Annotated in this window: 11 protein-coding genes; all 11 read right to left on the reverse strand. The window is 36.8% G+C overall.

Annotated features, from left to right (window positions below):
- Positions 1-75: 75 nt before the first annotated feature.
- The 11 genes from mutL to rny all read right to left on the reverse strand — a co-directional run bounded on the left by mutL (position 76) and on the right by rny (position 14,717).
- Positions 76-2,019: a DNA mismatch repair endonuclease MutL gene (mutL, locus tag AB3X49_RS09465; RefSeq protein ID WP_367961712.1), complete on the reverse strand. Its 1,944-nt coding sequence runs from the start codon at positions 2,017-2,019 to the stop codon at positions 76-78.
- Positions 2,020-2,027: 8 nt separating this feature from the next.
- On the reverse strand, positions 2,028-4,700 hold the full coding sequence (gene mutS / locus AB3X49_RS09470; protein WP_002190482.1) for a DNA mismatch repair protein MutS: 2,673 nt from the start codon (positions 4,698-4,700) through the stop codon (positions 2,028-2,030).
- A 180-nt stretch (positions 4,701-4,880) separates the two neighbouring features.
- Positions 4,881-5,423 carry an outer spore coat protein CotE gene (gene cotE, locus AB3X49_RS09475; protein ID WP_002014610.1) on the reverse strand — a complete coding sequence of 181 codons (543 nt, stop codon included), beginning with the start codon at positions 5,421-5,423 and terminating at the stop codon, positions 4,881-4,883.
- Between the two features lie 128 nt (positions 5,424-5,551).
- Positions 5,552-5,983, reverse strand: a complete 432-nt coding sequence (locus AB3X49_RS09480; protein ID WP_002033698.1) for a YlbF/YmcA family competence regulator — start codon at positions 5,981-5,983, stop codon at positions 5,552-5,554.
- A gap of 3 nt (positions 5,984-5,986) precedes the next feature.
- Positions 5,987-7,516: a tRNA (N6-isopentenyl adenosine(37)-C2)-methylthiotransferase MiaB gene (miaB, locus tag AB3X49_RS09485; RefSeq protein ID WP_367961715.1), complete on the reverse strand. Its 1,530-nt coding sequence runs from the start codon at positions 7,514-7,516 to the stop codon at positions 5,987-5,989.
- A 433-nt stretch (positions 7,517-7,949) separates the two neighbouring features.
- Positions 7,950-8,816, reverse strand: coding sequence for a 2-oxoacid:ferredoxin oxidoreductase subunit beta (locus tag AB3X49_RS09490; protein ID WP_002088040.1), 867 nt, complete (start codon positions 8,814-8,816; stop codon positions 7,950-7,952).
- Positions 8,803-10,560, reverse strand: coding sequence for a 2-oxoacid:acceptor oxidoreductase subunit alpha (locus AB3X49_RS09495; RefSeq protein WP_002014603.1), 1,758 nt, complete (start codon positions 10,558-10,560; stop codon positions 8,803-8,805). Before AB3X49_RS09495 ends, AB3X49_RS09490 begins: the two co-directional genes overlap by 14 nt.
- Before the next feature lie 227 nt (positions 10,561-10,787).
- The gene (locus AB3X49_RS09500) at positions 10,788-11,711 is read right to left on the reverse strand and encodes a dipeptidase (protein ID WP_367961719.1); all 924 of its coding nucleotides are present in this window, start codon (positions 11,709-11,711) and stop codon (positions 10,788-10,790) included.
- 59 nt (positions 11,712-11,770) lie between these two features.
- The gene (spoVS, locus tag AB3X49_RS09505) at positions 11,771-12,031 is read right to left on the reverse strand and encodes a stage V sporulation protein SpoVS (protein WP_000404341.1); all 261 of its coding nucleotides are present in this window, start codon (positions 12,029-12,031) and stop codon (positions 11,771-11,773) included.
- Positions 12,032-12,180: 149 nt separating this feature from the next.
- The gene (gene ymdB / locus AB3X49_RS09510; protein ID WP_002014601.1) at positions 12,181-12,975 is read right to left on the reverse strand and encodes a 2',3'-cyclic-nucleotide 2'-phosphodiesterase; all 795 of its coding nucleotides are present in this window, start codon (positions 12,973-12,975) and stop codon (positions 12,181-12,183) included.
- Between the two features lie 179 nt (positions 12,976-13,154).
- The gene (rny, locus tag AB3X49_RS09515; protein WP_002111330.1) at positions 13,155-14,717 is read right to left on the reverse strand and encodes a ribonuclease Y; all 1,563 of its coding nucleotides are present in this window, start codon (positions 14,715-14,717) and stop codon (positions 13,155-13,157) included.
- Between the last annotated feature and the right edge of the window lie 384 nt (positions 14,718-15,101).

Below are 15,101 nucleotides of genomic sequence, written 5' to 3' on the forward strand. Positions count from 1 at the left end.
CATATAAATAATACTAGGCACTTTCAAACCGTTTCAAATAACTGGGAACGAACTTTTTCTCTTTGGACATTATCCCTACATAACCCTCTTAAACATCTTCTCCAACTCATAAGTAGAATGATGCACCAGAATCGGTCTTCCATGCGGACATGTGTACGGATTTGTTGTTGTACGAAGTTCTTCAAGTAAAGCGAATATTTGATCGTTCGTTAAATATTGATTTGCTTTAATCGATGCTTTACAGCTCATCATAATAGCTGCTTCTTCACGTAATTTTTTAATATCAACTTTTTTTAGTTTGACGACTTGCTCCATCATCTCATCAATGATTTCTGTTTCTTGTCCTTTCGGGAACCACGTTGGATGCGAACGAACGATAAAGGATTGATGGCCAAACTGCTCTAAAAATAGTCCGACTTTTTTTAGTTCTTCTAACTGCTCTTCGACACGTAAAAATTCGGTAAGAGATAAATCGATGCGGTACGGTACAAGTAATTCTTGTACTTCTTGCGTAACTCGTCCCACTTTATCACGGAAATATTCATAATTGATGCGCTCCTGCGCAGCATGCTGATCAATCATATATAGCCCGTTATCATTTTGAGCGAAAATATATGTTCCGTGCATCTGTCCAATTGGATAAAGCGGCGGTAAGTCATTACCGTTCATTTCAATCTCTTCTATCTCCCCGACTTCTTCTTCCAATTCCTCTAATTCAAAATCGTCATCGTTGCTAGTCCATTCCTTTTCCTCTCGAACCGTTTCTTCTATTACCGGCTTAGAGGATGGCTGCCAGCTTTGCTCTTCTCTTACGAGTGACTGTGGTGGTTGCCATTCTTGCTTCGGCGGTTGCCACAGTTGTGCTGGTTGTTTTACAGTCGTTGTTTCTTCTTGTTTCTCATCCATTCCTGTTGGTAAAACGATGTTAGGCATAGATGATTCTCTCGGTTTTGTATGCTCAAACTTGAACTGTTCTTGCACACTTTCATCTTTTTCTTTTTTCTTCGTTGTTGCACCAGCATCTGGAATGAGTTGTATTTTTTTGAATGCAGCTTGCAATGTTTCTTCGATAAGCTTTAGCAATTCTTGTTCTTTACTAAAGCGTACTTCTAATTTTGCTGGATGTACGTTGACATCAACAAGCATTGGATCCATTTCAATTGATAAGAAGCCGATTGGGTATCGTCCGATTGGCAATAACGTATGATATCCTTGCTGAATTGCTTTCATTAATACGAAATTTCGAACGTAACGGCCATTTACAATCGTTGACATATAGTTACGCGACGCTCTCGTTACTTCTGGTAATGTTACATAACCTTTAATTGTAAAGTCTAGAGACTCAGCTTCAATCGGAATAAGCTTCTTCGCAACTTGAATGCTGTAAATCGATGCAAGTACTTGTCTTACATCACCGTTTCCTGATGTATGAAGCAATTTCTTTTCATTATGAAACAGTTTTAACGATACTTCTGGATGTGACATTGCAATACGATACACGATATCTGTAATGTTCCCAAGTTCTGTATGAATCGTTTTCATATATTTAAGGCGCGCTGGTGTATTAAAAAATAAGTTTTGTACAGTAATATCTGTTCCTTTTCGGCTTGCCGTTTTCTCTTGTTTTATAATGTCTCCACCTTTAATACTAAGGTGTGTACCAGGCGCATCACCTGTGCTCGTAATTAACTCTAATTCACTCACTGAGGCAATACTCGGCAGGGCCTCTCCGCGGAAACCAAGCGTTCTTATACGAAATAAATCATTTTCATCTTTAATTTTACTCGTTGCGTGTCGTTCAAATGCAACGATACAATCTTCTTCAGCAATACCATCTCCATTATCGATGATGCGAATCTTCGATAATCCAGCTTCTTCTAAGTGGATTTCAATAGATGTACTATTCGCATCGATGGAATTTTCCACGAGTTCTTTTACAACTGAGGCAGGGCGCTCTACTACTTCCCCTGCCGCAATTAAGTTAGAGAGTTGATCATCGAGTTTGCGAATTTTCCCCATCTACTTACTCATCCTTTCTTTAACTTTTTCTGTAAACGATACAGTTCATTCATCGCTTCTAAAGGCGTCATATCGAGTAAATCAATCTTTTTAATTTGTGCAAGTACTGCCGTTTCTTTTGCATCTAGAACTGACTTGTCTTGTTTTTTCGAAGACTGTTCTCCACCAAAGAATGATAATTGCGATTCTTCCTCAGTCTCTACTTTCGTCTCTTGTATTTCTGCTGGTTCTTCTTTTACAACAACTGGTTCTGGAGCGACTTCTGGCACTTTCACTTCTACTCGTTTCGGAATAACAATTTCTTCCTGTCCTTCTAGTTGTGCTAACACTTCTTTCGCGCGAGCGATTAAGCTCTCTGGAAGCTCGGCAAGTTGAGCAACGTGAATTCCGTAACTTTTATCAGCCGCTCCATCTTGAATTTTATGAAGGAAAACTACTTTTCCATTCTCTTCAATTGCTGAAACATGTACATTCTTTAGTTGGTCTAAACTTTCTTCTAACACTGTTAATTCATGATAATGTGTAGAGAATAATGTTTTCGCACCAATTTGGTCATGAATATGTTCAATGATTGCTTGCGCAAGTGCCATACCATCATACGTAGATGTACCGCGTCCAATTTCATCGAATAAAATTAAACTTCTCTCTGATGCATTTGCAATTGCATTTTTCGCTTCTAACATTTCAACCATAAATGTACTTTGACCTGAGATTAAATCATCCGCTGCACCAATTCTCGTAAAGATTTGATCGAAGACAGGTAATACTGCTTCTGTCGCTGGTACAAAACAACCAATTTGTGACATAACAGTAACAAGTGCTAATTGTCTCATATACGTACTTTTACCAGACATGTTCGGTCCTGTAATTAAAAAGACATCCATCTTCTCCGGCATAATACAATCATTCGGTACATACAATTTCCCGTTCAATACTTTTTCAACGACAGGATGACGACCATCTTTAATAAAGATTTCGCGCTTATTTGTTAAAACAGGTTTTACAAACTGCTCTTCTTCACTAACTGTCGCAAAGCTTTGCAGTACGTCTAGTTCACTAATTACTTTCGCTAAATGCTGTAATTTCGGAATGAATACTTTTACTTCTTCGCGAAGTGCTGTAAATAAATCGTATTCTAATTGTACAATTTTCTCTTCTGCTTCTAAGATTAATGTTTCTTTTTCTTTTAGCTCATCTGTTATGAAACGCTCTGCATTTGCAAGTGTTTGTTTACGCTCATAGCGCCCTTCTGGAAGTGCTGCAAGATTAGCCTTCGTCACTTCAATATAGTAGCCGAAAATACGGTTGTACCCAATTTTTAATGATTTAACCCCTGTAATATCACGCTCTCGTTTTTCAAGCTCAGCAATCCACGTTTTTCCGTTTTTACTAACGTAACGATATTGATCAAGTTTATCATTATAACCATCTTTAATAATATCTCCATCTTTAATAGAAAGCGGTGGGTTTTCTTGAATACTTCTTCCCAGTAATTCAGTTAAGCTCTCACATGGATCTGCACCTTGAATTAACCTTGCTGCATAAGCATTATCTAAAAGACTAATCGCTTCTAAAATAGCTGGTACTTGCAGTAAAGAACGTCTTAATTGTAATAAGTCCCGTGCATTTACATTACCAAATGCAACTTTCCCTGCTAAACGCTCTAAATCATATACTTCTTTTAACTTTTCTTTTAAATCTTCACGTAAGAAGTAATCATTTACAAACGTTTCAACCATTTCTAAACGCTCTTCAACTTTTTCTTTCTGGATAAGTGGACGTTCCATCCACTGTTTTAACATACGCCCACCCATAGCCGTTTTTGTTTTGTCTAATAGCCATAATAATGAGCCTGTCTTTTCCTTCGTGCGAAGAGTCTCTGTTAACTCTAAATTGCGTTTTGAATGCACATCAATTTTCATAAATTGATTCGTGTAATAAATTTCTACTGGTTGCAAGTGATCTAACGAACGTTTTTGTGTTCTTATCACATAGTTAAATAAGCGTCCAATTGCTTTAATTAATTTTGCTTGGGAAACACTTTTCACAAGATGTTCTAATCCTTCTGGAATAGTTGTTGTATCTTCATACGAAATCGTCATTTTTAATGTTTCAGTTAACTTATTTAATTCATCTTTTGAAAATGTAGAATCTACAACAATTTCTTTTGAACCAGTCGCATACACTTCTAATAAAATATCTTCTACTGAACCAGTTAATAACGTCACTGTATTTTGTCCAGTCGTTAAGTCATTACAAGCTAGCGCATAAGATCCATCTTCGAAATGTGTTAATGCTGCTAAGAAGTTATTCTCCTTCTCGTCTATTGTACGCCCTTCCATCATCGTTCCTGGCGTAATTAGTTGTACTACTTCACGACGTACTACACCTTTAGCTGTTTTTGGGTCTTCCACTTGCTCACAAACAGCTACTTTATATCCTTTTTCAACAAGTTGTTCAATATAATTTTTAGCTGCATGATGCGGTACACCACACATCGGTATACGTTCACTACTACCACCATCTCGGCTCGTTAATGTAATTTCAAGTTCATGAGCTGCTTTAACCGCATCTTCAAAGAACATTTCATAAAAATCACCTAATCGGAAAAATAAAAAGGCATCTTGATAGTCTGCCTTAACCTTTAAGTATTGCTGTATCATAGGCGTATATTGCGTCATGTCTTTCCTCCATAATTCTTACATAATAATCTATATTCATATATGTCACACTTCACGGACATCCATATCTCCTATTCCAGGAGTCTTTCCTCATTATAGCACATTTCATAAGGAATCATGTTCATGCAGAACCACTTATGTACTGTAAAAAGCTAGGAAGAACTTCTCCCTAGCTTTCTCTTACTCTTCTTCTGCATCGACGATAAAGTTCGGATCTAATTCTTCAAACTCATCATCATCGACTTGGAAATCCTCGTCTGATTCTACGCAACCTTCAGGATTTACACTTACACAAATTTTCGTTTCCCCGACTACTTCTGTTACAAATTCACGTTCTACCGTCACAACAATTTTATTACCATTTGGCGATACAAGAGCTTCTAAACAATTTGGCGGCTGAATTACACGAGCGATAATTTCTAAATCGTCACCAGAGAAGTTTTTATCACGATACCCAATACTTACTTCATCATTGTAGTTAACACGTTCTGTTACAACTTCAGTCTTTGTGTTTCCATCAAATGAATACCACGTGTTTACATCATAGAAACCTTCAATTTCCACATGTTTTCCATTTTTTCTCGCTTCGTACGAATGGTTAATTACCCAGCACCCTAAAATACTTGTTGGCTCATTATTCGATTCACATGTATGCGTTGACTTTGTATACTTACGTCCTTTTCCAACCACTGCTTTTGTAATAATCTCTCTAAATTCGGACATTCGTAACCCTCCTCAATCACTATTCACTTAATCATATGCGTGACAATAGCGGAATGTGTCATTCTTTTTTTTGAGAAGAATTTCCGATATAACCCACTAAAAAAAAGAGATGTCAATAAGACATCTCTTTAACAACCACAATTTCCTTTTTTACTTTCTACTGCTGCACCAGTTTCACCCTTCAACACATCGCCGCCAGTTGAAACTAATATTTCATCTGTTACATTGTTAGAAATGGTACTAGCAACTAGCTGTAGTAAGTCATTTACATACGTTTGTGAAGATTTAAACTCCTGTACAACTGGGATATTATCTAACTTATCTTGAAGTGCATCAATTTCAGCTTCTACTTTTTTCAAAGCTTCCCATTTCCCATAATGTTGCAAGTTTACTGCTTGTTTTTGCAAAGCTTTTATTTCATCAATTGCTCGCTTTACATTTTCATTTTTATGAATTTGTGCTTCTGCTCGCTTAAAGAAATCAACTTCTTCTGTTTCAGAGATCATTTTCGCTAATTCTTTCGCTTGCTCAACAATTTCATCTTTCGTATATACTTTCATCTATTATTTCACCTCAATCGGCTCCTTAACCAATTCCCCGTTAAGAGACCAAGTTTTTGCTTCCGTTATTTTTACTTTCACAAGCTGACCAATTAAAGATTTTGAAGCAACAAAGTTTACAAGTTTATTCGTACGTGTATATCCCGCAAGTACTTCAGGATTATTCTTACTTTCTCCCTCAACTAATACTTCTACAATTTGACCTATATAACGCTTATTCTTATTAACTGCATATTCATTCACTAGTGTATTTAAGCGTTGCAATCGCTCTTTCTTCACTTCCATCGGAACATTATCTTGTATTTTTGCAGCTGGTGTACCTTCACGCGGAGAATAAATAAATGTAAATGCCGTATCAAATCCTACTTCACGATATAACGACATCGTCTCTTCAAACTGCTCATCCGTTTCATTTGGGAAACCAACGATAATATCAGTCGTTAGCACTGCATTCGGAATTGTTTCTTTAATTTTTCGTACAAGCTCTAAATAGTGTTCTCGCGAATATTTACGCGCCATAATTTTAAGCATATCTGTACTACCAGATTGAACCGGTAAGTGGATATGTTCTACTAGGTTACCACCTTTTCCAAGAACATCAATTAAATGATTATCAAAATCACGTGGATGGCTTGTTGTAAAACGAATACGCGCGATATCGATTTTACGAATTTCATCCATTAAATCGCCAAGACCATATTGTATATCTTCAAAGTCTTTACCGTATGCGTTTACGTTTTGTCCAAGTAACGTAATTTCTCTATAACCGTTCGCAGCTAAATGGCGAATTTCTTTAATAATATCTTCTGGACGTCTGCTACGCTCTTTTCCGCGTGTATACGGTACAATACAATATGTACAAAACTTATCACAGCCATACATAATATTTACCCAAGCTTTAATATCACCACGACGTACTTTCGGAAGGTTTTCAATTACATCCCCTTCTTTTGACCAAACTTCAACTACCGTCTCTTTTGAGAACATTGCGTCCTTTAGGATATACGGTAATCTATGAATATTGTGTGTACCAAACACCATATCTACATGCTGATTTTTTTGCATAATTTTATTTACAACAGATTCCTCTTGAGACATACAACCACATACACCAATTATAAGATCCGGATTTCTTCGCTTTAATGATTTTAAATGACCAAGTTCACCGAACACTTTATTTTCAGCATTTTCACGAATTGCACAAGTATTTAATAAAATTACATCTGCCTCTTCAGTTGAAAAGGTTGGCTCATATCCAAGTGTTGTAAAAATCCCAGCCATTACTTCTGTATCATGCTCATTCATTTGACAGCCATATGTACGAATGTAAAACTTTCTTCCTGCGCCAAAATCGCGAAACTCTTCAGGTAGGCCAAAATCTCTTTCAATTTTAACTTCTTCTTTCCCACGCTTTTTCGCCAATTTCAAGGAAGGTGGTTGGTATACACTTTCAAAGTATTTACTATAATCTTTCTCTTCTTTTTTCGTAGAGGAATTTGCTTGTCGACTTGCTAATCGTTGTTGCTCGTTCATCGGTAATCTCCTTTCACCCTTAACTATACACACACTCTGTAGTCCATTTTAATGCGCTTAGACCCATCTCAATGATGTTAGATAGCATGAGAGATAACTTGCCCTTTGAAACTTGAGTAATCGATCTAATCATCCGTAAGAATGAAGTCTTCCCCACACAAATAGACATTCCCTTTTTATTATTTCATCTTGTCCTATTGAAAAGCATATTGCTTTATCCCTATACACATTATCATAGTATAGAGCCTTTAGCCAACTTTAACGAAGAAGGCTTCTTATCCTATATTTCATTTCACAGTTATTGAACATGCTATTTTTATACAACGATTTATATATTATTTTATCATTCTGAATTTTCTAAGTAAACAAATCTATTAATTATTTTTATTCACTCAAAAAGAAGGTTACCAAGCGGCAACCTTCTCTCCGATCATTACATAAATTCAGCAACAAGCTCATCAAACATTTTCTGATCCATATTCAAATCAGCTTGCACTAAAGGTTTTTCACTATAGTCTTTTACAAGCTCTTGGTAAGAAGGCTGCTTTGTGTTTTGATAAATTAAACCTGTTACTAACCCGTTCTTTTCCATTAATGTTTGCATAGCCATCATGCGGTTAGATGGATCATATCCTTCTACTGTACTTAGTTTCGTTAAATTCTCTTTAAACCAATCATAAGTATTTACTTTATTGTAAGTAACACATGGACTAAATACATTAATTAATGAAAAGCCTTTATGGTTAATACCAGCTTCAATAATTTGCGTTAATTCTTTTAAATCACTTGAAAAGCTTTGCGCCACAAATGTCGCACCAGCTGTTAAAGCCATTTCCATAACATTTAGTGATGGTTCAATTGAACCTTGTGGTGTACTTTTCGTTTTAAATCCAGCTTCACTACGTGGTGAAGTTTGACCTTTTGTTAATCCGTAAATTTGGTTATCCATTACGATGTACGTAATATCAATGTTACGACGAATAGAATGGATTGTATGTCCCATACCAATCGCAAAACCATCACCGTCACCACCGGATGCAATAACTGTTAAATCACGATTTGCCATTTTCACACCTTGTGCAATTGGAAGAGCACGTCCGTGAATACTATGCAAACCATATGAATTAATATACCCTGAAATACGACCGGAACAGCCGATACCAGAAATAACAGCTAGCTCATCTGGATTTAAACCAACGTTAGCTGCCGCACGCTGAATCGCAGCCTGCACCGAGAAGTCTCCGCAACCTGGGCACCAGTTTGGTTTTACACTGTTACGAAAGTCCTTAAATGTTGCCATTTAATACAACCCCTTTTTTACATTCGTTGTAAATCTCTTTCGGCAAGAATGGATTTCCATCGTATTTTAAAAGACTAGAAATTTTCTCACCATTGCCAAGATTCATTTTCATAATGTTAGCAAGCTGACCAGTTGCATTGTTTTCTACTACTACAACACGCTTCGCTTTTTTCACAAGTGGATCGATTTCAGCTGTTGGGAACGGATGAATTAAACGTACATGGGCATGGTTTACTTTCATTCCTTCTTGTTCTAAACGCTGCATTGCCTCTTCGATCGCACCACGAGTTGAGTTAAAGCCTACTAACAATACGTCTGCGTCATCATGCTTAGCATTTTTGTAAATAGGGGTATTAAACTGTAAATTCGCCATTTTACGGAAACGTTTGTCCATTTGATCTTTACGATTTAACGCTGATTCAGATGGTTTACCCGTTTCATCATGTTCTACACCTGTAACATGGTGAATACCATTTTTCATACCAGGTAAAACACGTGGTGAAATTCCATCTTCTGTTACTTCATAACGCTTGAAGTATGCTTTATTTTCACGTTCTGGTAATTCTACTTCTAAATCAAGCTTACCACGACGAATTTCCACTTTATCTAACTTAAGTGGTTCTACTGTTTGCTTTCCTAAAGAAAGCTGTAAATCTGTTAAGAAAATAACAGGCACTTGATATTCTTCTGCTAAGTTAAACGCTTCTACAATATCATAGAAAGCTTCTTCAACTGTACTTGGCGCCATTACGATCTTTGGAATTTCACCATGTGTTCCGTAAATCATAGCCATTAAGTCAGACTGCTCTTGTTTTGTTGGTAAGCCCGTACTTGGACCACCGCGTTGTGTATCAATGATAACTAGCGGTGTTTCAGTAATACCTGCTAAACCAATTGCTTCCATCATTAAAGAAAGACCAGGACCAGCAGATGCTGTTAATGTACGAACACCAGCGTAGTTTGCACCGATCGCCATTGTACAAGCTGCGATTTCATCCTCAGTTTGGATTACTGTTCCGCCGACTTTCGGTAACTTTTTAATTAAATATTCCATAATTTCAGATGCAGGTGTGATTGGATATGCAGACATAAAGCGAGCGCCACCAGTTACCGCACCAAATGCGATTGCGTCGTTTCCAATCATAAACATGCGTTTCTTACCGTCAGCTTTTTCAAGTTGCATCATGTTTACTTTCTCACCAAGCAATTCTTTCATGTATTGAGAGCCGCGTTTAATTGCTTCCATATTCTTTTGAACGACTTGCTCTCCTTTACGACCAAAGATTTCTTCAACAACCTCTAAATAAGCTGTTTCGTCTAATCCTAATACCGCACTAGATGCCCCAACAGCAACCATATTTTTCATTAAAGATGTGCCTAATTCTGAAGCGATATCTGTAAACGGTATCACATATAGATTTACATCTGTATTATCAGGTATTGTCGGATTAAATTTCGCATCCGCAACTACAATTCCGCCCGGACGTAGTTCGTGGAAGTTAAAATCAATTGTTTCTTGATCAAAAGCAATTAAAATATCTAAATCATCTGAGATCGCGCGTACTTCTGTTGTACTTACACGAATTTTATTATTTGTATGGCCGCCTTTAATACGTGATGAGAAGTGGCGGTAACCGTATAGGTAATATCCTAATCGGTTTAATGCAATACAGAAGATTTCCCCTGTACTTTCAATTCCTTCACCTTGTTGGCCTCCAACTTTCCATGAAAGTTGACTAATCATCTCCTACACCCCTTTTGGCTGCATTCATTGTAGTGTATTTTTTTACAGTATTAGTTTAGCATTTTTTATGCAAATAAACTACAATGGACGCAAATTATGCCTCTTCTGTTTTCCCTGAATCTTTAGTATAGTGCTATTTCGTTTACCATTCTAGTATTAGGTCTTAAAAAAATCAATAAATTCAAGTGAATTTATTTTAATTTTTCTGAACCTTTAAAACATATTCTTTAGAACGTTATACAGTCAACAAAATTTTTATACAAAAATCGCTCTACAGTTGATTCATTATACTTTTTATACAGTTGATTAATTATATTTTCATAATCCCTATATACTTCTACACCTACAACAGTTTCTAAAATCCCATCAAAATCAGAACCGAATCCTATATTTTTTTCTCCACCTAATGAACAAATATATTCCACATGCCTTAATATATCTGCTATATTCGCTTGTCTTTCATTCGTTAAAAACTGCGGTACGAAAGTAATACCAATAATGCTATTTTTCTTTATAAGGGCTCTTATTTGTTCATCGGTTAAATTGCGTGGATGCCCACAAAGTTGATAACAGTTTGAATGAGATGCAATTGGGTTTTTAGCAATTTCAATAACATCCCAAAAGCTTCTTTCATTTAAGTGAGACACATCGGTCCATAAATGTAACGTATTAAGTTCTTGTACAACTTGTCTACCAAATGTAGTTAAACCTGCTCCACGTGCCTCTAGCGCTCCATCAGCTAACAGATTGGCATAGTTCCATGTCAATCCAAAGGAACGTACACCTAAGCGATAAAACAAACGTAATTTCATCGCTTCTTTTCCAATTGCTTCGCATCCTTCTAATGTTAATAATGCTCCAATCTCGTCCTGTTTTAGCATGTTAATATCGTTTTTTGTCTGAATAAACTTCATTCCTGGTAGCGATAGAATTTCATTATGAAAAATATCTATCATTTGCAGCGCAACTTCAAAACGCTTTTCATACGCTACTGTTTCTGGTATATATATAGCAAAGCATTGTATACTTCCTTTTCTTTTCATTAATTGTTCAAATGTAATATGTAATTGTGAATCGTTTTGAAAGTCTTTTTTTCCCTTTGCACTCCATAACTGAAAGAGTACATCGCAATGTGCATCAAAAATTTTCATTTTCATTCCTCCATTACAAAAACAACCTGTTTGCATACATGCAAACAGGTTGTTTCAACTTAACGAGGTTCTACAATTAATTTTATCGCTGTACGCTCTTCACCATCAATCATAATATCTGTAAACGCTGGGATACAAATCAAGTCCAAACCGCTAGGCGCTACAAATCCTCTTGCAATTGCTACTGCCTTTACCGCTTGGTTCAATGCACCTGCACCAATAGCTTGAATTTCCGCTGTTCCGCGTTCGCGAATAACACCTGCAAGTGCACCAGCTACAGAATTAGGGACCGAAGTTGCTTTAACTTTTAATATTTCCATTCCGCGTTTCCTCCTCGTTTCTATAAAAAGTAATAGCAATTATTTCACTTTAACTTATATTCACGAGGAATGGCACGTATTCCTGCTAAATTTCTGTAATTTTTCTAAAAAATTAAAATATAACGAATTCTCTAACTTTCCGTTAAAAATCAGTCAAAAAATGGCTGGTCATCATTAATTAAAATGCGCTCAATTTTCTTTGCTTTCCCTGTATTAGGATCCACATCAATTAACACTGCACTTAATTGTGTTCTACCATTCGTCACTTCAAAACGCACTGGTAAGTTCGTTAAAAACTTCTTCAATACCGCTTCGCGATCCATACCTAAAATCCCATCATATGGGCCTGTCATACCAACATCTGTAATATAAGCTGTTCCGCTTGGTAAAATACGATTATCAGCTGTAGGAACGTGTGTATGTGTACCTACTACCGCTGTAGCACGACCGTCTACATACCAACCTAACGCCTGCTTCTCACTTGTTGTTTCAGCATGAAAATCAACAAAGATAATGTTTGTACGTTTTTTTGCAATACTGATTAACTCATCCACTTTACGGAATGGACAATCAATTGGAGGAAGGAAAGTACGTCCTTGTAAGTTAATAACTGCAACTTCTGTTCCATTACAATTTACAAAGATAAGCCCTTTTCCCGGCGTTCCTTCTGGGAAGTTAGCTGGTCTTGCAAGATATTTTGCATCATCGATAAATTCAAATACTTCACGGTTATCCCAAGCGTGGTTTCCAAGCGTAACCGCTTGTGCCCCGCACTCTAAAAAGTTTCGATATATTTTTTCCGTAATTCCACGTCCACCCGCAGCATTTTCTCCATTAATAATTGTTACTGTCGGTGTATATTTCTTCTTTAATGCCGGTACGTACTGTTGAATCATGTCTCTACCAGGAGATCCTACTACATCCCCAACAAATAATATTCTCATATGTCTTACCCTTTCTATGTACTACATTTTTTATTACCATACTATAACCTTAAAGCTATTTCCTTACAACAGTTACAATTTATCTATTATAAGTTTCTTTCACTTGCATACTGCTCATAAATAATTTTCTTTATTTTACCCAATTCCAACACAAAAAAATAAAGTGGTGTTTCACCACTTTATTTTGCGTATTCCACTGCACGTGTTTCACGAATAACAGTTACTTTAATATGTCCTGGATAATCCAGTTCATTTTCAATACGTTTTCGAATATCACGAGCTAAACGATGAGCTTCTAAATCATCAATTGTATCTGGTTTTACCAGAATACGAACTTCACGTCCTGCTTGAATTGCGAAAGATTTTTCTACGCCTTCATAAGACTCTGAAATTTCTTCTAACTTTTCAAGACGACGAATGTAATTCTCAAGCGTTTCACTACGAGCTCCCGGTCTTGCAGCTGATAATGCATCTGCTGCAGCAACTAGAACTGCAATGATAGAAGTTGGTTCTGTGTCACCATGGTGAGATGCGATACTGTTTATTACAACAGGATGCTCTTTATATTTCGTTGCGAGTTCAACACCAATTTCAACGTGGCTACCTTCTACTTCATGATCGATTGCTTTTCCGATATCATGTAATAGACCAGCACGTCTTGCTAGTTTTTCATCCTCACCAAGCTCCGCTGCCATAAGTCCAGTTAAGTATGCAACTTCCATAGAGTGTTTTAAGACGTTTTGTCCGTAACTTGTACGGTATTTTAAACGACCTAAAATTTTAATTAAATCTGGATGTAAGCCATGAACACCCACTTCAAACGTTGTTTGCTCTCCGACTTCACGAATATACTCGTCCACTTCACGTCTTGATTTTTCGACCATCTCTTCAATACGCGCTGGGTGAATACGTCCGTCCTGTACTAGTTTATCAAGAGCGATACGAGCTGTTTCACGACGAATCGGGTCAAATCCAGATAGAATTACAGCTTCTGGTGTATCATCGATAATAAGGTCAATACCTGTTAACGTTTCTAACGTACGAATGTTACGACCTTCACGTCCGATAATACGTCCCTTCATTTCGTCATTTGGAAGATTTACAACCGAAACGGTTGTTTCAGCAACATGATCAGCTGCACATCTTTGCATTGCAAGAGATAAAATCTCTTTTGCCTTCTTATCCGCTTCTTCTTTCGCGCGAACTTCACTTTCTTTTACCATAACGGCAATTTCATGAGAAACTTCACTTTCCACTTTACCAAGAATAATTGCTTTCGCTTGTTCGCGGGTCAGATTGGAAATGCGCTCTAATTCTGTTTGTTGCTTTTGAACTAACTCTCCCACTTTGCTTTCCAACTCTTCAATCTGTTGTTGTTTCGCTACAAGAGATTCCTCTTTCTTTTCTAACTGTTGCTCGCGCTTATCGAGCGTTTCGTCTTTACGATCAAGGTTCTCTTCTTTTTGCATTAAACGATTTTCTTGTTTTTGTAATTCGCTTCTACGGTCACGAATTTCTAATTCAGCTTCTGTACGAAGTGTATGAATTTCATCCTTTGCTTCTAAAAGCGCTTCTTTCTTAAGTGCTTCAGCATCACGATTCGCTTCGTCTAGAATACGTTTTGCTTCATTAGCTGCACCATTAATCTTCGCTTCAGCAATAGACTTTCGAACAAAAAAGCCAACAACTGCACCGACTGTTGCAAGCAAAATGGAGATGAGTATCCAAACTGTACTACTCATGATTTCACCTCCCCTTGCTATGAATGAAAAAAGACTGTCGGCATGTACATTGAATTACAACGTACAGCAAAGACCGTCGTCCCGCTTTTTTAAGGGACTTTCTTCATTTCACAATTAAAATGTCATATTATTATTTCGGCAAGATTTAAGTCTTACTCCGAATATTACTTCTCTTCTTGAGAAGAGTATATCGTATATAAGAAAAAATATACATTCTCATTGTATCTATCGCAATTTTCATTGTCAAGCGTTGTCTACTTTTACTTTCTTTACCTTCAGCCCTGAATCTTATATGGATTTAAAAAACAGACGGCATATTATCCTGGAAAACCTTAGAAAATCCCAATTCATTCACTTAAAATATATGAATATTCCCCTTTACAC

This window comes from Bacillus sp. C30 (assembly GCF_040838255.1).
In the GTDB taxonomy this organism is placed as follows: domain Bacteria; phylum Bacillota; class Bacilli; order Bacillales; family Bacillaceae_G; genus Bacillus_A; species Bacillus_A mycoides.

What these genes read in the sequence shown, in the direction of transcription:
- mutL (WP_367961712.1), bottom strand. Translation starts at nt 2,019, where the DNA reads ATGGGGAAAATTCGCAAACTCGATGATCAACTCTCTAACTTAATTGCG.
- mutS (WP_002190482.1), bottom strand. Translation starts at nt 4,700, where the DNA reads ATGACGCAATATACGCCTATGATACAGCAATACTTAAAGGTTAAGGCA.
- cotE (WP_002014610.1), bottom strand. Translation starts at nt 5,423, where the DNA reads ATGTCCGAATTTAGAGAGATTATTACAAAAGCAGTGGTTGGAAAAGGA.
- AB3X49_RS09480 (WP_002033698.1), bottom strand. Translation starts at nt 5,983, where the DNA reads ATGAAAGTATATACGAAAGATGAAATTGTTGAGCAAGCGAAAGAATTA.
- miaB (WP_367961715.1), bottom strand. Translation starts at nt 7,516, where the DNA reads ATGAACGAGCAACAACGATTAGCAAGTCGACAAGCAAATTCCTCTACG.
- AB3X49_RS09490 (WP_002088040.1), bottom strand. Translation starts at nt 8,816, where the DNA reads ATGGCAACATTTAAGGACTTTCGTAACAGTGTAAAACCAAACTGGTGC.
- AB3X49_RS09495 (WP_002014603.1), bottom strand. Translation starts at nt 10,560, where the DNA reads ATGATTAGTCAACTTTCATGGAAAGTTGGAGGCCAACAAGGTGAAGGA.
- AB3X49_RS09500 (WP_367961719.1), bottom strand. Translation starts at nt 11,711, where the DNA reads ATGAAAATTTTTGATGCACATTGCGATGTACTCTTTCAGTTATGGAGT.
- spoVS (WP_000404341.1), bottom strand. Translation starts at nt 12,031, where the DNA reads ATGGAAATATTAAAAGTTAAAGCAACTTCGGTCCCTAATTCTGTAGCT.
- ymdB (WP_002014601.1), bottom strand. Translation starts at nt 12,975, where the DNA reads ATGAGAATATTATTTGTTGGGGATGTAGTAGGATCTCCTGGTAGAGAC.
- rny (WP_002111330.1), bottom strand. Translation starts at nt 14,717, where the DNA reads ATGAGTAGTACAGTTTGGATACTCATCTCCATTTTGCTTGCAACAGTC.